Genomic DNA, 18,758 nt, shown 5'->3' on the forward strand with positions numbered 1-18,758 from the left:
ACAAATCCTACGAAAGGAACAATAATGGCACCACTATCAACAGCTAGACGAAAAGAAGCTTGCGAATTGGTTATTATCGCAAAATGCGATGGTATCAACACGCTGGCTTCTAAAGAGTTAAGACTTATTAAACGCTATATGCAAGAAATAGGCGTGGAATCGTTAGAAGAAGCTTACAAGCAGGCTCTAGTAGAAAAGAAAACTCCTGAAGATCAGCAAAAACCAAGGGAAGCAAAAGAAAATAATCTTAACAAGCCTAAAAAACCAGAGATGCTCAATCAATCATTTAACTGTGCACAACCTGAGGAATTACTCGAAAACTGGCCTGAAGGATCATTTGAGAAATTTGCCTATCCACTACGTTACAAAGATTTTGTTGACAAATGTAAAGCAAATCCAAATCGCGTAGCACTGTTCAAAGAAGGTCTTACAAGGCATACAGCATCTGATACGGCTTTACGCGTAAGGAATGCTAGATATAGGGCGTTTGCAGCCAATAAAGGCCACTTTGAAGCACGAATATTGCCATGTGATGAGTCTTATTCAGTATACGTGAAATACGTTCCACAAAAAGCAGCGTAAAAGGGATTAACAATGCTAGTTATGTCAACACCGCCTCTAAAGCCAGCTTTACGCCATTTTTCACAAACTCATCGCATTTATGCCAATAGCTCGTACGCAAAACCTGAGATAATGCCAGTTGCTCTTACTGGCTCGCAGTACTTTAATAAAACCATTTTTACGGATAGGCAAGAAGTTGTAATTAAGCCACAAAACTACAACAAGCTTGTGCATTCATATAGATGCATGACAAATAGATCATATCCATATGCTGTGCAGCTTTATGGATATTGGGCAAGAGATGAGCAAGACGAAAAAACAAATTGTAATCACAAACAAAAAATAAGCGTAAACCGTTTTAGAGCATATTAGAACGTTAAATCTGCAGAGGAGCAGTGAAAAGTAAAAAGAGTTTCTAACTCCTCTACAGTACTCGCATTGGCCAAATGCGGGATAACTGAACGCGGCATAGACTTACGCCTCTTAGGCAGCGTAAATAGCCGCTGTAAAGACCTATGCCGGTTTCCCTACCGGTTGCACAAGCGTTCCGCAGTATTGAGCGGAAAGAGTCGGGAATTGATGCTGCAAGGTGTCTTATGACAGGACGACCGGATAAGCGAACATGGCAATGCCAGAGCCTTACAGCAAACCGCCGTGTGAGATATTTTTTCACTCGTCATACGCGATGGCATGGCTCCGCCGAAAGCGCTGTATGGACGACCTAAAAGTCATCGAGAAAATGAGATTGAGAAAGCCAAAAAAGCTTTCTCAATTTTTATTTTCCCCTTGACAAGGTCGTCCCACTCAAACAATTCACCACCGAAAGTACAGGGAATTTTCGAGAGGAGAAACTAATGAGCAATCTCAAACCTGAAGAAGTCGACCAGTTAAGTGGGAAGCAAGCCAGATTGAAAAAACTGAGTTGCAGACTTCACCACTTACTTAAGCTTTTACGATCAACGAAGAGAATTGAAATAGATGAAAAATACTTAACAACAGCGTTAAGACTCGAAACAATGAGCAAATACGACAAAACTGGGAATCATGCGCTTCAACAACTTATCAGCATCAACGCACTTTCAAAACCGTTAAAGAAAAACGGGATTCGATATTGGAATGTAGTAACACTCGCATCACACTTGTCACACTTGGAAGGAACGCAATGCAAAGTTACACTTTGAAAGAGCAAAAAGATTACATGAAATTGCTTACATCACTCCCCTCGCTTAATGAGCAATTAGAAATGCTCGTATATAGAGAAGTGCGATGCGTGCAATCAAACCAACACATGCATGTAAACCAAAATATCACTCCAATAAACTTGAAAGCTCTTGACCTTTCAGATCAACTTGAAAGCTTAGAACGAGAAATACTAAGCCAACTTGGTAGCGTGAATCTAACAATTGCGCAAACAGCGCCAATTACTACAGTAATTAAAGCACTTAAAGACAACGCAAAAGAAATAATTTTATTGGCAAGTGCATCAATATCTTATGAACAGCTAAAAAATATTAGAGATAAAGTACTAGCAGATACAAATCCAAAGTTCTTAAAAACATTTGGATTATGCCCAAATTGTGGAAGGCCGTTGAGATACGAAAGCACTAATGAATGCGTTACTTGTCAATCATGTAGATCAGTTACAAATAACAATGAAGTTTTAAATAATACTCGTAAAGAATTATCAAAGCTTACTTATGTTGGTAATAGCAAGCAAGCATCGGAGTTTATGCATCGTGTACTAAATAAAAACATTCCAGCAGGAACACTTCGCAGGCTTCGTTCAACTGGTAGAATTCATACATCTGGGCAAGGCATGGAAGTTATATGGAATATAAGTGAGATATTAAATAAGACTCGCCAGAAGAATTACTAGACTTGACAAAGTGAACACCAATAATGATATAATCACACTGTGGTGTGAAGTGGCAGCAAAGAAAGAAACCACCCACACACTAGAAAAATAAAAGACGTTAAAGAAAGCCTCGTGGTTAATACCCCGGGGCTTTTTGCATACACAAGGAAGTACCTATGAATCAGCCCACAATTACTCTTACTATTACTCCTGACTTAACAGAAATAAAAAAGTTCGCTCACGCTTTCGCAGATTGGATAGACGAATACGCAAACGAACAGAATAAGAACACTACTCAAGCTCAGATGCACACTGAGGATGAATAGCGACAATGTTATTAGAAGGACAATCTACAGGTTCAATTGGTTTTCCACATACAATGCACATACCTTTAGATTGTTCAGCAAATTGGCTCATAGCTTCATCGGCTAGTTGGTTCAAAGCATTTGAATCAACTTTTATTTTAATAGACACAAATACCACCTCCTTTCGCTTTTATTAGTCTTATATTAAATACATCATATGCCACAGAAACCAAAGAGTAACCCCCGTAGTAAGTATGGGAGCAGACGCAAAGCAATGCGCAAACGAGTGCTCGCTTATTATGACACTTGCTACCTGTGCGGAAAACCAGTAGATAAAACTATTAAAACTCCAGATCCACTAAGTCCAGAAGTGGATGAGATTGTTCCAGTGAGTAGAGGCGGAAGCCCAACAGACTGGAATAATGTTCGACTTACACACAGGCAATGCAATCAGCTTAAGAAAGCACACACTGCAGCTTGGGCGCAAGCAAGAATATACGAGAAAGAACATGGATTAGACACAGGCGTTGCGCCTGAAGCATGTTGCGATGCATACAAACAACATAACAAGCACTCAAATTGGTAAACACAAGTAACGTAACATAAAACGTTGCAACCTTAGACCATTTCGGCAGGGGGAGGAACCCCACGACTTTCCAAAGGAAACCAAGCCGGACAAAGGGCTAAAATCCCCCCGCTAAATAGCCATTACGTTACAGCCAAATCGTTACACGGTGATTTTTCACTATAAAAAGGAGCAAAAATAGCCATGAAATGCAAAAATTGTGGTCGTTTTTTCAAAACAACCGGTCGCGGACGCGCTCCAATGTATTGTAGCGAGAAATGTCGAGTTGACGCGCATAGAAAGAAGAACCCAAAACCAAAAAAATCAAGTCGGCAAGAGGTGCTTTTTGACATTCCAGGCGAATCAAAACCAATAAAAACGACAATACCGACCGATGAATTAACAAAAGACGCATTCGACAGAATGTGCGATAGCAGACTTGAAGACGAGTTAAGATTCGCGCGCGACATTTTACATGCAGCGCTCATAAGTCCAGATACGCCACCAAGCGCATTGGCAAGTATGGCAAAACAATACATAGAAATAACAGAAAAGCTAGCAGGCGTAGTTGATGACGAAAAAGAAGACGACGAAAATATGGATTCGGAGGTAACTTTTGACGCAGTCTTTACTCCAGACCAAAGCTAGGCATTTCATATATCCAGACGGAATCGTTACATCAGAATTTCCTGCACTTCAGAAGAAAGCATTAAGATACGGCGTAACCTTTGACTCATGGCAGTCTGAACTTGGCATGTACATATTAGGCAAACGTAGTAATGGCAAGTTTGCTGCAGGGGTGTCTGGCGTAGTAATGAGCTTGCCGCGCCAAGTTGGAAAAACGTATACGATCGGAATGATTGTAGTCTTCTTATGTTTAATGCACGAGAAAACTATTGCTGTTTGGACAGCGCATCACTCAAGAACAAGCGATGAGACTTTTCGTGACATGAAAGAATTGATAGAAAACAACAAAGGAATATCAAGATTTGTAAAGGAAATCCGCAAAGCAAACGGTCAACAAGCGATTGAATTTATCAATGAATCACGAATCTTATTTGGGTCTCGCGAGAGAGGTTTTCGAGGGTTACATGAAGTTTCCGTTATAGTTTTCGATGAAGCACAAATTTTAACAAATAGAGCACTTGATAATGCATTGCCAACATTAAATACTGCTTTAAATCCATTAGCTTTTTATATGGGCACTCCCCCGCGTCCATGCGACCCTGGAGAAGTATTTAGAGATAAGCGCACAGCATTATTAAAAGGATCAGATAGAGATGGAATATATCTAGAATTTAGTGCAGACAGAGATTGCAATTTAGACGATAGAGAAGAATGGGCAAAAGCAAATCCGTCTTATCCATCAAGAACAAGCGAATTAGCTATATTACGCTTACGCAGACAATTTTCCGAAGACTCATTCAGGCGCGAAGCTCTTGGAGTATGGGATGAACTCGCATTAGCAACATCTGCAATCAGTGATAAGCAATGGCAATCAGCAACAATAAGCAATCGCATAGAAGGTGGCGTTAAAGCTTACGGCGTAGAAATTCCACCATCGCGAGACCGCTTAACATTGTCCGCTTGTATGAAATACTCCGATGGGTATGCACATATTGAATTTTTAGAATCACATCCACTCACAGAGGGCACAGACTGGCTCATCGATTTTCTAGCAGAGCGCAAACGCAACATGCTAGGAGTCGGAATAGACGCAGGAAGCGCAACAGGCATACTCTTACAAGATTTTGCAGATGCACATATCCCAACAATATCGCTAACAATGCGAGACGTAGGGCAAGCATGCGGAAGATTCATGGACATGCTAGCAGCTGGGAAACTCACGCATCTACCAGATGAAGATCAGCCAGCACTTGCAGCAGCAGTAAAAGGAGCATCAACAAGACCTCTTGGCAAAAGTGGACTTTTTACATGGGGGAAGTTAGGCGATGACGTAGATACTACCCCACTCGTGTCTTGCACGATGGCATTGCACGCAGCATTCGTAAGTAAACGACATCCTGGAAGAAAGCAGAGGCTATTAGTATGACGTTACAAGATTTTGAGAATACAAGCTCGCAACTGTTGTCATTTGGTAGCAAAATTGATGGCGTAGATGAAAAAGATATGCCAACTATTAAAAGACTCTACGACACATGGCAACAACATTATGAAAGTAACCAAAAACGAACAAAATACTTTAACGCAGACGAAACAGTTAAAAATCTGAATATTTCCATTCCAGAAGATGTAGCTCGCAGAGTTAAAGCAGTCGTTGGTTGGAGCGCGAAAGCAGTAAGAGCATTAGCTGACTTAAGCGTTTACGATGGGTTACAAATCAACGGTGACGATGTTCACAACATGCGCGCAATCGCAGAAGCAAACCAGTTCAGTGTGATTTTGCCACAAGCCATCATAAGCGCATACAAACATTCATGTAGTTTCTTGGCAATATATAAGGACGCTGATGCAGGTGGAGCAGTAAGAATCGCACCTAGAAGCGCACTCGCGAGTTCTGCATTATGGGATATGGGGCACCAAGAAGTAAAAGCTGCAATGACCATTACAGGAACAAATGAGAAAAACGAAGTCAACGAAGTAAGATTCTGGCTAAAAGGATACTCATACGAAGTTAAAAAAGTTGAAGGCGTATGGAAAGCAACACTTTCTAAACAGTCTTATCAAGGCGTATGCGTAGTACCAATTTGTTACGATCCACAGCTCGACAGACCATTCGGACGAAGTCGAATCACAAGACCTCTTATGAGCTATACGGATATGGCAATTAGAACCTTCGTAAGAATGGAAGCAACTGCAGAGTTCTACAGTATTCCAAAGTTATGGTTCTTAGGTCTTTCTGAAGATGCACAAAAGGCAGAATGGAGCAGCTATATTAGCGCAGTCAACGGCGTGACAAAGGACGAGGATGGAGATACTCCAACCTTGCAACAGATTACGCAGGCAAGCATGACTCCACACACGGAGATGCTGAAAACGATTGCGCTCATGGTAGCCAGCGAAACAGGTTTGCCAATATGCGACCTTGGTATTACAACATCAAACCCAACAAGTGCTGAAGCAATGAGCGTAGCAGAACGCAAATTGACGCGCGAAGCAGATAGACAAAATCTGATTTTTAGCCAATCAATCATCAAAGCACTAGGCATTGCAGTTTGCTTACAAAATGACGGAATGACAACAATCCCTCCAGATGTTTACGCAGCACAGGTTGCGTGGAAACCAACTCAAGAAGTAAGCATGGGAGCTAGAGGTGACTTCTTCAATAAAGTTGCAGCAACATGTCCATCGTATGCAATGAACGAAATCGCATGGCGACAACTAGGGTTCAGCGATTCAGAAAGTAGAGCCCTACTCAGCGAAGCACGAAAAACGCGCGCGCTTGAATCACTTAACAGTTTGCTAGGCAAGGAGACGACAATTGGTAACAAGGGAGGATACGAATCGTCTAGCAGCAGCCAACAAGAAGATAAGCGACTCAGCACAGGAAGCAGCGCAGGAAGTACTACAGAAAATAGCTAGTGCACCAACTGAAGCTGCTCGCATTGCTCTCATAGACGAACTAATCCCAGCAGTAGCATCGCAATATAGCGAACAAATTGCTATGGCTGCTGCTAAATGGTATGAAGAAGTTCGTGCGGACGCATTGCCTGATGTTGATGATGGTTTTGAAGCGTCGCTAGCACAAGCTTATTCCAAGAAAGCAATCGTTGAAGAAATACACGATCACATACTTTCAAATAAAAACAAGTTTGACGAAGCAATCGTTGATGCCATGGATAGATGGGTAAAAATACCAGGACGTGCAACAATCGCTGAAAATTGCAAACGAGACCCTAAAAAACCACGCTATGCGCTAGTACCACAAGGCAAAACATGCGCTTTTTGCACAATGCTAGCAGGGCGTGGGTTTGTGTATGAGACTGAAAAAACAGCTCATAAAATGCACGATCATTGCGACTGTGTAGCTTGTCCTGAGTGGGATGCAAATCCAAACAAAATTAGAGGCTACAACCCTGACGCGCTTAGCGATGAATGGGATAAAGCTAGAAAAATAGTTTGGGAGAAAAAATATGCGGAAGCTCGCAAAAAGGGCAAAGACGCTAGTGAAGTTTTTGAACCAACATGGCAAGAAGTCGTTGCGCAATTACGAAAGACGCGCGGGCTTTGTTCCGATGGTCGTGTATTAAAATATCCAAAAAATTATCCAACAAATGTAAAGCATATTAGCGACCATGTATGGAAACATATTATGGAAGGAGATGCAGACGGCAAAGGCGGACACGCTGCATGGTCTAGCAATCCTGGAAAAACAAAATTCCCTGACAATTGGGATTCAAGACAAATACAGAAAATGGTTATGTCTGTAATAACTAACCCAAGCGAAGATATAATTATAAAATCAACCAACCGTCGCTACTTTATTGCTACAAGATATGGTGTTAAAATAAAAGTAGTTTTAATAAAAAAGAAACGTGGATGGCGCGTCATTACGGCATATAATGACGTAGAAGATAAGAGAGGAGTGAAAAGCTAATGGATATGATGAAACTTTGTTATGACATGGTTGAGAAACTTAGACCTTATGCTGAGCCATATATGGATAAGGTTTCCGAAGAAGAAGCCAATAGTGCTATTCGAGCAGGCGAACCATCGCTTGCAATTGATATTTATTTAGTATACGCGTGGCTACACAAGAGTGCACCTAAAGAGCTGCTAATAGAAGCTTACAATTTATTAGACCCTTATGAATGTGGCGATAACTACGATGATATAGCAGACGATTTAGGAGTTCCGCGTAAAGTTCATTCACCAGATGAATAAATAAATTTTGGTCCATAACACAGTAACCCTTATTTTTTAACATATTCAATACAACAAGGATTTAACATGACATATCTTGCTAAAGCTGCACTATTCTGTGACCATTGCAAAACTAAAGTAGAATGTTCACCTAAAGCTGAACCGACACTAGGATCTGACTGGGGGCAAAATTCGTCACTTAAAGGCTGGATAGGTGTTGGGAACAATCACCACTTATGTGCTAATTGTGCAAAAGCCTATCGTGCTAAACAAGCAGAATTCGAACAAGAACTTAAAGAATACTTAAACGATACTAATGAATTTACGCTATAGCTTATAGCAATTATCAGATTTTAGCCACCTTGCAAAAGGTGGTTTTTTATTAACCAGCCCCGCATGGGGCTTTTTTATTAAGGAGAAAAGGTGGAAAACACAACACAAGAGACAGAAACCGAAAAGGTCGAAGAACTCAACAATGCCGAAACTACTTCAGCGGAAGAAAAAACCGAGGAAGTAGATTACAAAGCGGAAGCTGAAAAATGGCGCGGGTTTGCACGCAAATGGGAAGCCAGAGCCAAGAGTTCAGAACAAGCAGCTGAAAAGCTCAAAGCAGTAGAAGAATCTGAAGCAAAGCTGAAAGAAAAACTATCCGCTATTGAAACTCAGCGCAAACACGATGAACTCACACAACTCGTCGCAAAAGAAACTGGCATACCAGCTGCGCTATTGCGCGGTTCAACAGAAAAAGAATTACGCGATCACGCAGAGGCAATTAAAGAGTTTTCCAAACCACGAACAGACAGCATTCGCCTTAACGATGAGCCAGACGGCTTAAAAGTAGACGATACGCGCGCGTTTGTTCGCAAACTTTTTTCTAATGATTAAACAAAACCCTATGTAAGGAAGGTAAAAAATTATGTCAATTTTAGAATCTAAAGATCTAAAGCTCCCTGACCACTTGGTGAAGGGAATTGTAAAAGGTGTAACTTCCGGCTCTGCTGTTGCAGCATTGTCTTCAGCAAAGCCAACACTTTTTGGTAATTCCACACTCGTCACCTTGGATTCGAAGCCACGTGCAGAATTTGTTGCAGAAGGCGCAGATAAAGGCGCAACCAACGCAACATTTGGATCTGTAACAGTAGCGCCGCATAAGACTCAGGTAACAATGCGCTTTAGCAACGAAGTGCTGTGGGCTGACGAAGATTACCAAATCGGTATTATGCAAACTCTCGCAGAGGAAGGCGCAACAGCGTTAGCTCGAGCACTCGACTTTGGCGTATTCCATCGTGTAAACCCAGCAAACGGTACAACAACCGACTGGACGAATTACCTTACTTCTACAAAGAAAACCGTTGATGCCACTACAAACATTGATGCAGACATTGAAAAAGCAATTGGTTTAGTTTTGACAGACGGTGAAGTAACGGATGTAAACGGTTTAGCACTTTCCAAGCCAGCTGCTTACGCTCTTGCCACAGCTAAAGATAAGCAAGGTCATTTGATGTACCCAGAACTTGGATTTGGTACTGGAATGACTCAGTATAAGGGCATTAAAACAGCTGTGTCTACTACCGTAAACGGTCTTCCTGAAATGAAGCAAGACAGTGGCGTTAAAGCTATTGTTGGCGACTTTGCCAATGGCGTGTATTGGGGCATTCAGCGCAATCTTCCATTGGAACTTATTCAATACGGTGACCCAGACGGTCAAGGAGATTTGAAGCGTAAGAATCAGGTTGCAATGCGCTTGGAGGTTCAGTACGCATGGTACGTATTCGCAGACCGTTTCGCTGTTGTTAAGGCATCAGCTGGATCAGCAGTGGTATCTCACTAACAGGAAGGCGCTGGCATGGAAGTGTTCGCAACGTTTGACGATGTAAAGGCGCGATATCCAGCAGCCTCAACGCGAAACCGTGAAACGGTAGAAACACTGATATCTGATGCGTCAGCTCTTATGCAAGCAAGCGCGCCAAAACTCACAGACAACAAGCGACTACTTTGCTTCGTTTGTTGCAGTGTAGTAAGGCGCGCTCTTGCAGCAGCCGAAAACGTTGGCGATGGAATGACTGGGGTAACGCAAACGTCACAAACTGTGGGTGCTTTCTCACAATCGTGGAGTTTTACGAATCCAGCTGGTGACTTGTATTTGACTCGTGCTGAAAAACGCTTAATACGAGGGCAAGGAGCGCAAACAGGCTTTCATGTGAACCTTATAGGAGATTCAGATGAAAGGTGAAACAGTAACCGTTCTTTTCCCAGTATTTAACGGCGTTGACGCGCTAAACAATCCTATAGAAGCAGAATCAAAAGAGGAACAAGTAGAGAATGTGCTTGTTTCTCCAGGAAGCGGAGTATTTGCTAATGCAAACGCGGATAGCGAACTGCAACCATACGGCATAGAAGTGTCACGCATCTGCTACTTCCCTCGCTCGTGGACTTACAAAAGCCTACGAGGAGCAAAGATTCGGATTCGAGGGCGCGAATATTCAGTGTTAGGAGATCCAGAGCCACTAGACGGCGGGATGAGTCCAACTGCTTGGAATCTCGAAGTCAACGTAACAGACAAGGAAGGATAGCGTGAGCAAAAATAACGTTAAATTAAACTTTGACGGCTTCCTACAGCTGCGAAGAGCAGCAGGACACACGGTAGTAGCAAAAGTAGCACAAGAAATTGCGTCAAATGCTACATCAATGGCAACAACCACAAAAAGCGGAATACATCCGAAATATGTGGCGTTGCCAGTAAAAGATACTAAACACGGTGCCGTTGCAATCGTCACAGCAGCAAGCAATCCTTCCAAAGAATGGCTGGCAACAATGCGATCAGAAGGACGACATCACTGGTTAGCAAAAGCTGTAGGAGCAGGTAAATGAAAACCATTGAAGAAACAGTTATCACTTACCTCAATACAGATGGACGCATTGACGGTTTTGAAGCATCGGGGCTTGTGCCACAAAACGCGACAAGCTCAAGCAGCTTCATAACGGTAGAGAAAAACGGCACAAGCATAAGCGACAGAAAAAGAATTTACGCTATTTCTGCATCAATTTATGCACCAAGCCAAATAAAAGCCGCAGAAGCTGCAGATGCTCTTGCTCTAACACTTATTGCAATGCCAGAGCATGCAGAAAACGTTGCAAGCGTGATCGTCGATACAGTCACAATCTACCCAGACCCAGACACCCCATATCATCACCGTTTCATGGTGAATTTCAGAATATATACACCTTTATAAAGGAGATTTTTATGGTTAGAAAAATTGCAATAGTAAAACAATTCCCAGGCGGCGTACTTTTCGTAGCACCAGCAGGCACGCCGTTGCCTACAGACGCTAGTGAAAAGCTAAACGAAGCCTTTAAGAACGTAGCAGACTTGAACGAAGATGGAATCACACGATCCACCGATGTTACCACTACTGACATCAACAACATGAGTGGCGAAAAAGCAGCATCATTCATAGCTTCCTACGAAGAAACATTCCAATTCGTAATGCTAGAAACCAATGCAGTTACACTCTCAGCGCGATACGGCAAAGACCGCGTTACTTCCAGCGGAGACGATGTAATTTCGTTTACTACAGGCATGCCAAAGAATGAACACGTTAGCATTATTGCCGATCTTCTTTTGTCTGGAATGAACAAAAAACAGCGAATAGTGATTCCTGACGCAGTCCTTACAGACACAGGAGATTTGCAATACCATTCTGGTGACGCAATCACCTACGATGTGACGTTCTCCACCTTCCCAGATAAGCAGGGTAACAATTCGTACAATTACTTTGCAGATTTGGGAGCATCTCAGCCAGTTAGTGGCGCATCTTCAGAGACTAATCACAGCTGATAAATCTTGCTCACGTAGGGCTTTTATTCCTTTCACTTACGTGAGCAGCTCTTAACAAAACGAAAGGAATTTTTACTCTTTTATACACTCTTAAAAAGGACTGAATATGACACAAGAGAAGAAAATCATACCTAAAGATGAGCCGACTATCATATCCATCAAAGGCATAGAACTTACAGTCGACCCACAAGTGCTAGACGACCTAGAGACGTTGGAGCTTCTTTCACAATTAAACCCAGCAGACGATACAGAACCTAACGCTTTCGCACTTATTCCATTACTTAAACGACTTTTTGGAGAAAAGTACAAGCAAGTTAAAAATACTTTACGAAATAAGGAAACAGGACGAATCACTATGGAAGAAGTATCCTCTTTCGTATCTGAATACTTGCGTAAAGTCTCCCCAAACTCCTCACGCTCGTAGAAATGCTACGCATCGCGCCAGATACCTTACGCGCGGACATTCAAAGATTCTACGGGCTTGACTTAGACGAAACAGGCGAAAGCATACGCGTTAGGAGAATGTCTGACTTGGCGGCAAATTTGCCAGACTGTGCTCTTATTTGGGGAAAAATCAACCCACAAGCACAATGGGATACAACGCGACAATTGCTTGCAAATATTGCAGACAATACAGCTTTTCTAGCATTTTGCAAAACAAAAGATGCCAGCAAAGGCAAAAAGTTCAGCAATACGATTAAGCGTCCTGGCTCGAAAACAAACGGTAACAGCACCACAACCAAAACAGGTCATGCGGAGAGTAGTGAAGAATTTTACGCTTTGCTTGGGATAGATAGAGAAAGAGGCAAATAATGGCAAGAGGTGATACCGGTATTAACATTGCGCGTGCTTTCGTAGAAATCGTGCCATCTACAAAAGGCGTAGGTAAGGCTATTTGTGATGCTTTCAACAATGCCAACAATAGTGTTTCTCAAAAAGGTTCTGAATCCGGCAAAAAATATGCAGTTGGGTTCAATCAAAACGTTAGCAAAATTGGAAGCAATATTGCACAGAAACTAACATCAGCTAACTCTACTGTTATACGAAAAGGCTCACAAGCAGGCACAGGTTATGCGAGTACTTTTTCACAAAAAGCAGCAGGAATAGGTGGCAAACTCAAACAAGCATTCAGCTACATAGCATCTCGCGCACAAAAAAGCGGAGAAAACGCAGGCAGCGGATTTGCTAAAGGTTTTGGCTTAAAAATGGGCTTGATTAGTGGAATAGCGCAATCTGTTACCAGCAACATTCTTAGCGCTTTTAGCGGCATCACTAGCGAAATCATGAATGCGTCCGATTCTGCGCAAAAGTTTGGTGCAACCTTACAATTTGCAGGAGCAAGCAGCAAACAAATTAAAGAGCTTACCAAATCAACACAAACATACGCAGATAAAACTGTGTACGATCTTGAAGATATACGCTCAACTACAGCACAGCTCGCATCGAATGGTGTAAAAGGCTACGACAAGCTCGCTGAAGCAGCTGGAAACTTGAACGCAATCGCAGGTGGCAATAAAGAAACGTTTAAATCCGTTGCAATGGTGCTAACACAGACTGCTGGCGCTGGAAAACTCACAGCAGATAACTGGCGACAGCTTTCGCAGGCAATACCAGGCGCATCCGGCAAGATTCAAGAACAACTTAAGAAAAACGGTGTATACACTGGCAATTTTGCAGACGCTATGCGCCAAGGAAAGATTACCAGCGAAGCATTTAATAAAGCATTGCTTGACCTAGGATTCAACGATGTCGCCGTAAAAGCTGCACAAAGCACAGTAACAATCGAAGGCGCATGGGGCAATCTACAAGCATCTGTTGTAAAAGCTGGAATGGTAATCTTTGACTCAATCAAAGGACCAACAACTCAAGCAATGAGCGCGCTTGCAGATGCAATCAGCAACCTCACAAACTCAATGCAAGCACCATTGTCAGCAGCTATTAGTGGAGTTATTAACTGGTTTGAAAAACTCTTTGCAGCAATGCAAAACGTAGGAGTATTTGAGTCTTTTAAAGCCATATGGCAATCACTGTGTGACATTTTCAAAGAGGTGTTCAACATTGCTGGAGGAACGTGGGGTGCATTATTCCCCCCTGAAGCTCTTGCTGCAGCTATCAAATTTATATGCGATGTACTTAATGGTGTTTTGCAAGTAGTTAAAGCTCTTGTGCCTGCAATAATGCCAGTTATAGCAGCCTGGGCAGCTTATAAGACCGCTGTAGCTATAGCAACAGCAGCACAGACTTTATTTAACTTTGTTATTGCAATGAATCCGCTTGGGTTAATAGCAATAGCAATTGGCGCAGTTGTTGCAGCACTTATATATTTCTTTACTCAAACAGAGCAAGGCCGTCAAATGTGGCAATCACTGTGTGATGGTTTTAATGATTTCATGCGGACAATATCACCTTCTTTGCAAGATGCGTGGAATTCACTCGCTGACACGCTTAATGATTACACGCATGCGATATTGCCACGTTTGAATGCTGCGTGGAATTCACTCTTAGACTTATACAAAGCACTACAGCCAGTAACGGGCGCTTTGCAAGAAGCGATGATGTGTCTGGCACGAGTATTAGGAGAAACGCTTGGACCAGTTTTTAACACAATTGGCGACCTCGTAAAAGGCTTAATACAAGTGTTTAGCGGTTTATGCGAATTTCTTTCTGGAGTTTTTACTGGAGACTGGAGTAAATGTTGGAAAGGCATACAAGACATCTTTTCAGCTTCCTGGAATGCTAATAGCGCATTCTTCAACGGAGTTTGGAAAGGAATACAAAATCTTTTTAGAGATGGCCTTAATAATATTAGCAACATTTGGAATAGCAGTTGGAATAGTATCAGCTCGTTCTTCAGTAACATTTGGAATGGCATAAAAAATGGTGCTAAAGCTGGCGTGGATGCTGTTTTCCGCTTTGTTACTGGTATTAAAGATAGGATTCTCGGGTTCTTTAGTGGCGCTGGACGATGGCTGTGGAACGCAGGTAAGGCTATTCTCGACGGCTTGCTTAAAGGCTTAAAAGGCGCGTTCAATGGCGTAAGTAAGTTCGTTGGTGGTATAGGCGACTGGATTGTAAAGCATAAAGGACCTCTCTCTTACGATAAGAAGATGCTTATCCCGGCAGGTAACGCGATTATGCAAGGTTTCAGCAAGGGACTTGGCGACTCATGGCAAGTAGTACAAAAGCAGGTTGCTGGATTCACTAAACAGTCTGGAAATTGGTTCAACGATACTAACGCCATTCGCTTAAGAACTACAGTCATGCCACCTGATGGAGGCTGGAATGCTCAACAAAACCAGATAGCAAAAGTTGCAGCAAATTATGAAGTCGATGCATCAAGAACAGGCTTAACAAAGCAGGATCTATATGATGCGTTCGATGGAGTAATGAGCCAAGGCGTATCACTGAAACTGAACGGACGCGGAGGCGAAGTCATGGCAGGGATTCTTGCAAAGCCAATGAACAATGAGCTAAGCAAAATGGCAACACTAGGAAGATAAAAAGAAGGGAACAATAATGCTGGAATGCAGGATCAACAAAATCCCACTCAACGAATGGGGGCTGAATCTCGAGAAAAAGGGAATTAGCGTAGAATCACCAAAAACAACTACTTCCAGCATTACTGTTCCTGGATTTAATGGCGCGCTAGACACAACAGTAGAAGACGATATGCACACAGCATTCCTACAAAAACGCGCAATCACCTTAAGCCTCTACGCTTTAGGAGAGTTAGCTACAGTAAGCGCTCTTTTTGAGCATATCGCCAAAGAAATCCACGGAAAGCACGGAAGCTTACAAACAAGCGACTCAAACGGAGAATATCGCGGACGATGGAGCATATCAAACTGGAACATAATACGAAACTGGCAAGATTCATTCCATTGTGCGCTACTGCTAGAACTATCACTCGATGCAGATCCATACGTTTATGGCAAAAAGCATACATTCAGGCTGCATGAAGGCGAAAACCATGTGGCAATACCAGGAAGCAGTCCAGTATGGCCACAATTCTCACTCTCACTTGACACAGATTCAGCGTCAATAGCTAGGCAAGATGGCAAAACCCTTACCTTTAGCACAGGCTCGCACATGAATGGCGTATTGTCCATAGATACAAGTCCGCAAAGCAGAAATTGCAGGATCAACAACAATATTATTCTTCCAACAATCGATTCCGATTACTTCACGCTGCTACCAGGTGCAAACGCAATCACATGTACAGGCTGCAGTGGAACGCTAGAAGTAACGCCATTGACCTTAATGTAAAGGAGTAACAATGCGATTTGCTCACGTAAGCTACAACGGCACATTAAAACCAGATATTACATCTATTACTAAAGCAGTAAGCACATGCGCAGTAGACGGCACAGATACGCTTGATATTACTACGCTTGACGGTGGCGTGGAGAAAAATGACCGCTTGCTTTATTTAGATGGCAAAGGCTTGTGGCACGAGTACATTGTGCAAAGCGTGGAAACACAACGCGATGAAGGCAAACCAGTCACTACAGCGTATTGCGTGAACTCTATTGCAGAACTCGGAAGCGTATACATACTAGACAAACGAGGGCGAAAAACAACCGCACCAGAGCGCGTGAAAGTCGCACTAGAAGGCATGCGATGGAAGATTGGTACTATTGAGAATGGTACTATACGCCATTACGCTGATCTAAACTTCTACCATCAAAGTGTTTTAAAATCCTTACAAGACATTACAAAAGCATACGGTCTTGAAATCGAAACCAGCATAACCGTTGAAAACGGTAAGGTTACGGCGCGCACGGTGAATCTACTGGAGCAGCGTGGTAATTGGAATGCTGAAAGGCGTTTCGAGTACGGTTGCGATTTGAAGAGTGTTAAGCGCACTCTTATGGCTGAGCAGGTTATTACTCGTCTTTATGCTTGGGGTAAGGGCGAGGAGAAAACAGATGAAGATGGGAACGCTACTGGTGGATACTCTAGGCGTATCGGTATCAAGGAAGTAAATAACGGTAAACCGTATCTTGATGATGTTGAAGCGCAAAAGTATTGGGGCGTGCTTGAAGGCGATGCTGTTTTTGACGATTGCGATGATCGTAATGAGCTTTTAAAGCTCGCTCAAGCGCGACTTTCTCAAGTGTCGAAACCTCAAGTGTCTTACGAGGCGGACGTGGTGAACTTAGGGCGCGCTGGCTTTGACGCGAATGGTGTTGGCGTTGGCGACGCGGTTCAGGTTGTTGATACGACTTTCACTCCTCCTATTCGTGTTGAGGGGCGTGTGCTGAAAATCGAGGAAGACTTACTCGACTCGGTTGACACGACTCGTATTACGCTCGGCAATATTAGAGAGTCTTACACTCAGAAGCGGCGCGCACAAGAGCAGAAGATTGACGCGCTTATCGCTCAGTCCGATGAGTGGAATGCGGTTGCTGAAGGTAATGGATTGTATGTTCGTGACCTTATTGGTCGCTTGAATGATGTAATGAACGGTGTTGGCGGCTATACGTATTTGAAGCCGGGCGAGGGTATCACGGTTTATGATAAGCCTGAGAATCAACATCCGACTCGTGCTATTCAGCTTGGTGGTGGTTTTTGGCGTACTTCTAACTCGAGGAAACCTAACGGTGATTGGGATTGGAAGAATATTGCGTCTGGTGAGGGTATTTTTGCTAATGCTATTACTACCGGTAAGCTGATGGACGCTCAAGGGCGCAACTGGTGGAACATGGATACTGGCGAGTTTTCTCTTCAAGCGTCTGCGAAGATTGGTGGTAAGACGGTAAAAGAGATTGTTGATGATAGTGCTGATGGTGTGATTTCAAAAATGAACGAATCCTTGACTCAGGAAGCTATTTTTAACAAGTTGACGAATAATGGTGATACGCAGGGTATTTATTTGAGTGGCGGTCACGTTTATTTGAACGCGTCTTACTTGAAGACGGGTATTATTCGTGGAGAACGCGGCAAGTGGGATTTAAATAATGGCATTATTAGCATGTGGGATACTGACATGCATGAAACTGTACACTTGGACGGTAATGGGCGTAGAAATACTCTTATAGGCGCTTTTCGCACGTCACTACCCGGCAATTACGGTGTGAGCATTACGCCTGATTTTGACACTACGATGATTGGCGATGATTACTATCATGGGCTTGGTGCTGGCATTACTTTCACTATGCCAAGCCATGACTATGATGCTGTTGTTGCTACTGAAGGTGAAAGCAATGATGGGAAGACGCTTTCTAGCCTTTGGATTACAAATGGTCGCGTTAGCAAACACGACCCGGGCTGTTACCTTGCTTTGAAGGAACTTGAAGAGGATGGCAAGTATGCGTCTGTACGTCTTATAGCACACGCTGATTATGACGATAAATATGATACCGTGTCTTCTGGCGTGAGAGCAACTTCATACCCTAATCGTTATAGAGGTGCTGGTGAAGCGCGTCTTTTCTCTGATAATGGGCGTGAATCGTGTTTTGTAAGTGTGGACGTTACCGATGGTGAAATCTGTTTCAATGGTGCGCTCGGAGAGGAAAGTAATCGCAACACTTTTGTCGCTTATCACTGGCTTGCTGAAAAAGGTGGAATGGACTCACGTCAGCACGACATCTTTGATTTCGAAACCGGATGCCCTGCTAAATACGGATGCTATTACGCGGTTGCATCGTCTGACACTGATTGGGGTGCTATCAACTGTCACGTTGCTCTTACTGGTAGAGCGTCCGGCTGGAAAGTGGGCTTGGAAAACAATTTGAAAGACGAATGCCCAGTGGATGTTTACATAAATACTTTTGGCTGGCTTGTAAACAGAAACATGGGGTGAAAGGA

General features: G+C 43.0%; 26 protein-coding genes. 25 read left to right on the forward strand and 1 reads right to left on the reverse strand.

Translation table 11 applies throughout. The features are described 5' to 3' along the window. Nucleotides 1–24 precede the first annotated feature (24 nt). The 6 genes from HXT27_RS06065 to HXT27_RS06090 all read left to right on the forward strand — a co-directional run bounded on the left by HXT27_RS06065 (nucleotide 25) and on the right by HXT27_RS06090 (nucleotide 2,742). Nucleotides 25–582: a hypothetical protein gene (locus HXT27_RS06065; protein WP_422113118.1), complete on the forward strand. Its 558-nt coding sequence runs from the start codon at nucleotides 25–27 to the stop codon at nucleotides 580–582. 21 nt (nucleotides 583–603) lie between these two features. Then, complete coding sequence (locus HXT27_RS06070) at nucleotides 604–933, forward strand: hypothetical protein (RefSeq protein ID WP_422113119.1); 330 nt, start codon at nucleotides 604–606, stop codon at nucleotides 931–933. A gap of 224 nt (nucleotides 934–1,157) precedes the next feature. Beyond that, complete coding sequence (locus HXT27_RS06075) at nucleotides 1,158–1,286, forward strand: hypothetical protein (RefSeq protein WP_422113120.1); 129 nt, start codon at nucleotides 1,158–1,160, stop codon at nucleotides 1,284–1,286. A 129-nt stretch (nucleotides 1,287–1,415) separates the two neighbouring features. After that, nucleotides 1,416–1,742, forward strand: a complete 327-nt coding sequence (locus HXT27_RS06080) for a hypothetical protein (RefSeq protein WP_422113121.1) — start codon at nucleotides 1,416–1,418, stop codon at nucleotides 1,740–1,742. Beyond that, nucleotides 1,724–2,437 carry a hypothetical protein gene (locus HXT27_RS06085; RefSeq protein WP_422113122.1) on the forward strand — a complete coding sequence of 238 codons (714 nt, stop codon included), beginning with the start codon at nucleotides 1,724–1,726 and terminating at the stop codon, nucleotides 2,435–2,437. The genes HXT27_RS06080 and HXT27_RS06085 overlap by 19 nt, the downstream gene beginning before the upstream one ends. A gap of 155 nt (nucleotides 2,438–2,592) precedes the next feature. Further along, a complete protein-coding gene (locus HXT27_RS06090; RefSeq protein WP_020758125.1) occupies nucleotides 2,593–2,742 on the forward strand; it encodes a hypothetical protein in 150 nt (49 codons plus the stop codon). Here the strand turns inward: HXT27_RS06090 and HXT27_RS06095 are convergent. Further along, nucleotides 2,708–2,890, reverse strand: coding sequence for a hypothetical protein (locus HXT27_RS06095; protein ID WP_422113123.1), 183 nt, complete (start codon nucleotides 2,888–2,890; stop codon nucleotides 2,708–2,710). The two genes, HXT27_RS06090 and HXT27_RS06095, sit on opposite strands and share 35 nt — an antisense overlap. 48 nt (nucleotides 2,891–2,938) lie before the next feature. On the opposite strand from HXT27_RS06095, the gene HXT27_RS06100 reads away from it, so the two are divergent. From HXT27_RS06100 to HXT27_RS06190, 19 genes are all read left to right on the forward strand, one after another. Beyond that, complete coding sequence (locus tag HXT27_RS06100; protein ID WP_422113124.1) at nucleotides 2,939–3,307, forward strand: HNH endonuclease; 369 nt, start codon at nucleotides 2,939–2,941, stop codon at nucleotides 3,305–3,307. A 183-nt stretch (nucleotides 3,308–3,490) separates the two neighbouring features. Beyond that, nucleotides 3,491–3,934 carry a hypothetical protein gene (locus HXT27_RS06105; protein WP_422113125.1) on the forward strand — a complete coding sequence of 148 codons (444 nt, stop codon included), beginning with the start codon at nucleotides 3,491–3,493 and terminating at the stop codon, nucleotides 3,932–3,934. Then, the gene (locus tag HXT27_RS06110) at nucleotides 3,903–5,339 is read left to right on the forward strand and encodes a phage terminase large subunit (protein ID WP_422113126.1); all 1,437 of its coding nucleotides are present in this window, start codon (nucleotides 3,903–3,905) and stop codon (nucleotides 5,337–5,339) included. The genes HXT27_RS06105 and HXT27_RS06110 overlap by 32 nt, the downstream gene beginning before the upstream one ends. Next, nucleotides 5,336–6,829 (forward strand): phage portal protein, encoded by a 1,494-nt coding sequence (locus HXT27_RS06115; protein WP_422113127.1) that lies wholly within the window; start codon nucleotides 5,336–5,338, stop codon nucleotides 6,827–6,829. The genes HXT27_RS06110 and HXT27_RS06115 overlap by 4 nt, the downstream gene beginning before the upstream one ends. Beyond that, nucleotides 6,729–7,844 carry a hypothetical protein gene (locus HXT27_RS06120; RefSeq protein ID WP_422113128.1) on the forward strand — a complete coding sequence of 372 codons (1,116 nt, stop codon included), beginning with the start codon at nucleotides 6,729–6,731 and terminating at the stop codon, nucleotides 7,842–7,844. The genes HXT27_RS06115 and HXT27_RS06120 overlap by 101 nt, the downstream gene beginning before the upstream one ends. Continuing rightward, on the forward strand, nucleotides 7,844–8,131 hold the full coding sequence (locus HXT27_RS06125; protein ID WP_199172709.1) for a hypothetical protein: 288 nt from the start codon (nucleotides 7,844–7,846) through the stop codon (nucleotides 8,129–8,131). Before HXT27_RS06120 ends, HXT27_RS06125 begins: the two co-directional genes overlap by 1 nt. A 66-nt stretch (nucleotides 8,132–8,197) precedes the next feature. Next, nucleotides 8,198–8,443 carry a hypothetical protein gene (locus tag HXT27_RS06130; RefSeq protein WP_422113129.1) on the forward strand — a complete coding sequence of 82 codons (246 nt, stop codon included), beginning with the start codon at nucleotides 8,198–8,200 and terminating at the stop codon, nucleotides 8,441–8,443. 90 nt (nucleotides 8,444–8,533) lie between these two features. Continuing rightward, on the forward strand, nucleotides 8,534–8,995 hold the full coding sequence (locus HXT27_RS06135; RefSeq protein ID WP_422113130.1) for a hypothetical protein: 462 nt from the start codon (nucleotides 8,534–8,536) through the stop codon (nucleotides 8,993–8,995). Nucleotides 8,996–9,026: 31 nt separating this feature from the next. After that, complete coding sequence (locus HXT27_RS06140; RefSeq protein ID WP_422113131.1) at nucleotides 9,027–9,941, forward strand: phage major capsid protein; 915 nt, start codon at nucleotides 9,027–9,029, stop codon at nucleotides 9,939–9,941. Between the two features lie 15 nt (nucleotides 9,942–9,956). Next, on the forward strand, nucleotides 9,957–10,343 hold the full coding sequence (locus tag HXT27_RS06145) for a hypothetical protein (protein WP_016809872.1): 387 nt from the start codon (nucleotides 9,957–9,959) through the stop codon (nucleotides 10,341–10,343). Continuing rightward, nucleotides 10,333–10,683 (forward strand): hypothetical protein, encoded by a 351-nt coding sequence (locus HXT27_RS06150; RefSeq protein ID WP_422113132.1) that lies wholly within the window; start codon nucleotides 10,333–10,335, stop codon nucleotides 10,681–10,683. The genes HXT27_RS06145 and HXT27_RS06150 overlap by 11 nt, the downstream gene beginning before the upstream one ends. A 1-nt stretch (nucleotide 10,684) precedes the next feature. After that, entirely contained in the window at nucleotides 10,685–10,981 is a 297-nt protein-coding gene (locus HXT27_RS06155) for a hypothetical protein (RefSeq protein ID WP_016809870.1), read from the forward strand. Further along, a complete protein-coding gene (locus tag HXT27_RS06160) occupies nucleotides 10,978–11,343 on the forward strand; it encodes a hypothetical protein (protein WP_422113133.1) in 366 nt (121 codons plus the stop codon). Before HXT27_RS06155 ends, HXT27_RS06160 begins: the two co-directional genes overlap by 4 nt. A gap of 11 nt (nucleotides 11,344–11,354) precedes the next feature. After that, nucleotides 11,355–11,948, forward strand: coding sequence for a hypothetical protein (locus HXT27_RS06165; protein WP_422113134.1), 594 nt, complete (start codon nucleotides 11,355–11,357; stop codon nucleotides 11,946–11,948). Nucleotides 11,949–12,054: 106 nt separating this feature from the next. Next, entirely contained in the window at nucleotides 12,055–12,372 is a 318-nt protein-coding gene (locus HXT27_RS06170) for a hypothetical protein (protein WP_422113135.1), read from the forward strand. A 2-nt stretch (nucleotides 12,373–12,374) separates the two neighbouring features. Continuing rightward, nucleotides 12,375–12,761, forward strand: coding sequence for a DUF5361 domain-containing protein (locus tag HXT27_RS06175; RefSeq protein ID WP_422113136.1), 387 nt, complete (start codon nucleotides 12,375–12,377; stop codon nucleotides 12,759–12,761). After that, nucleotides 12,761–15,448 carry a tape measure protein gene (locus HXT27_RS06180; RefSeq protein ID WP_422113137.1) on the forward strand — a complete coding sequence of 896 codons (2,688 nt, stop codon included), beginning with the start codon at nucleotides 12,761–12,763 and terminating at the stop codon, nucleotides 15,446–15,448. Before HXT27_RS06175 ends, HXT27_RS06180 begins: the two co-directional genes overlap by 1 nt. A gap of 16 nt (nucleotides 15,449–15,464) precedes the next feature. Further along, nucleotides 15,465–16,214, forward strand: coding sequence for a phage distal tail protein (locus tag HXT27_RS06185; RefSeq protein ID WP_422113138.1), 750 nt, complete (start codon nucleotides 15,465–15,467; stop codon nucleotides 16,212–16,214). 10 nt (nucleotides 16,215–16,224) lie between these two features. After that, nucleotides 16,225–18,753 carry a phage tail spike protein gene (locus HXT27_RS06190; RefSeq protein WP_422113139.1) on the forward strand — a complete coding sequence of 843 codons (2,529 nt, stop codon included), beginning with the start codon at nucleotides 16,225–16,227 and terminating at the stop codon, nucleotides 18,751–18,753. Nucleotides 18,754–18,758 lie beyond the last annotated feature (5 nt).

The sequence above is a fragment of the Gardnerella bivia genome (assembly GCF_049262715.1).
Taxonomy (GTDB): Bacteria; Actinomycetota; Actinomycetes; order Actinomycetales; family Bifidobacteriaceae; genus Bifidobacterium; species Bifidobacterium vaginale_A.

Coding starts and splice junctions, on each gene's coding strand:
- HXT27_RS06065 (WP_422113118.1), top strand. CDS start 25: ATGGCACCACTATCAACAGCTAGACGAAAAGAAGCTTGCGAATTGGTT.
- HXT27_RS06185 (WP_422113138.1), top strand. CDS start 15,465: ATGCTGGAATGCAGGATCAACAAAATCCCACTCAACGAATGGGGGCTG.
- HXT27_RS06075 (WP_422113120.1), top strand. CDS start 1,158: ATGACAGGACGACCGGATAAGCGAACATGGCAATGCCAGAGCCTTACA.
- HXT27_RS06115 (WP_422113127.1), top strand. CDS start 5,336: ATGACGTTACAAGATTTTGAGAATACAAGCTCGCAACTGTTGTCATTT.
- HXT27_RS06170 (WP_422113135.1), top strand. CDS start 12,055: ATGACACAAGAGAAGAAAATCATACCTAAAGATGAGCCGACTATCATA.
- HXT27_RS06150 (WP_422113132.1), top strand. CDS start 10,333: ATGAAAGGTGAAACAGTAACCGTTCTTTTCCCAGTATTTAACGGCGTT.
- HXT27_RS06140 (WP_422113131.1), top strand. CDS start 9,027: ATGTCAATTTTAGAATCTAAAGATCTAAAGCTCCCTGACCACTTGGTG.
- HXT27_RS06080 (WP_422113121.1), top strand. CDS start 1,416: ATGAGCAATCTCAAACCTGAAGAAGTCGACCAGTTAAGTGGGAAGCAA.
- HXT27_RS06125 (WP_199172709.1), top strand. CDS start 7,844: ATGGATATGATGAAACTTTGTTATGACATGGTTGAGAAACTTAGACCT.
- HXT27_RS06070 (WP_422113119.1), top strand. CDS start 604: ATGTCAACACCGCCTCTAAAGCCAGCTTTACGCCATTTTTCACAAACT.
- HXT27_RS06130 (WP_422113129.1), top strand. CDS start 8,198: ATGACATATCTTGCTAAAGCTGCACTATTCTGTGACCATTGCAAAACT.
- HXT27_RS06100 (WP_422113124.1), top strand. CDS start 2,939: ATGCCACAGAAACCAAAGAGTAACCCCCGTAGTAAGTATGGGAGCAGA.
- HXT27_RS06145 (WP_016809872.1), top strand. CDS start 9,957: ATGGAAGTGTTCGCAACGTTTGACGATGTAAAGGCGCGATATCCAGCA.
- HXT27_RS06085 (WP_422113122.1), top strand. CDS start 1,724: ATGCAAAGTTACACTTTGAAAGAGCAAAAAGATTACATGAAATTGCTT.
- HXT27_RS06190 (WP_422113139.1), top strand. CDS start 16,225: ATGCGATTTGCTCACGTAAGCTACAACGGCACATTAAAACCAGATATT.
- HXT27_RS06090 (WP_020758125.1), top strand. CDS start 2,593: ATGAATCAGCCCACAATTACTCTTACTATTACTCCTGACTTAACAGAA.
- HXT27_RS06105 (WP_422113125.1), top strand. CDS start 3,491: ATGAAATGCAAAAATTGTGGTCGTTTTTTCAAAACAACCGGTCGCGGA.
- HXT27_RS06165 (WP_422113134.1), top strand. CDS start 11,355: ATGGTTAGAAAAATTGCAATAGTAAAACAATTCCCAGGCGGCGTACTT.
- HXT27_RS06175 (WP_422113136.1), top strand. CDS start 12,375: ATGCTACGCATCGCGCCAGATACCTTACGCGCGGACATTCAAAGATTC.
- HXT27_RS06160 (WP_422113133.1), top strand. CDS start 10,978: ATGAAAACCATTGAAGAAACAGTTATCACTTACCTCAATACAGATGGA.
- HXT27_RS06180 (WP_422113137.1), top strand. CDS start 12,761: ATGGCAAGAGGTGATACCGGTATTAACATTGCGCGTGCTTTCGTAGAA.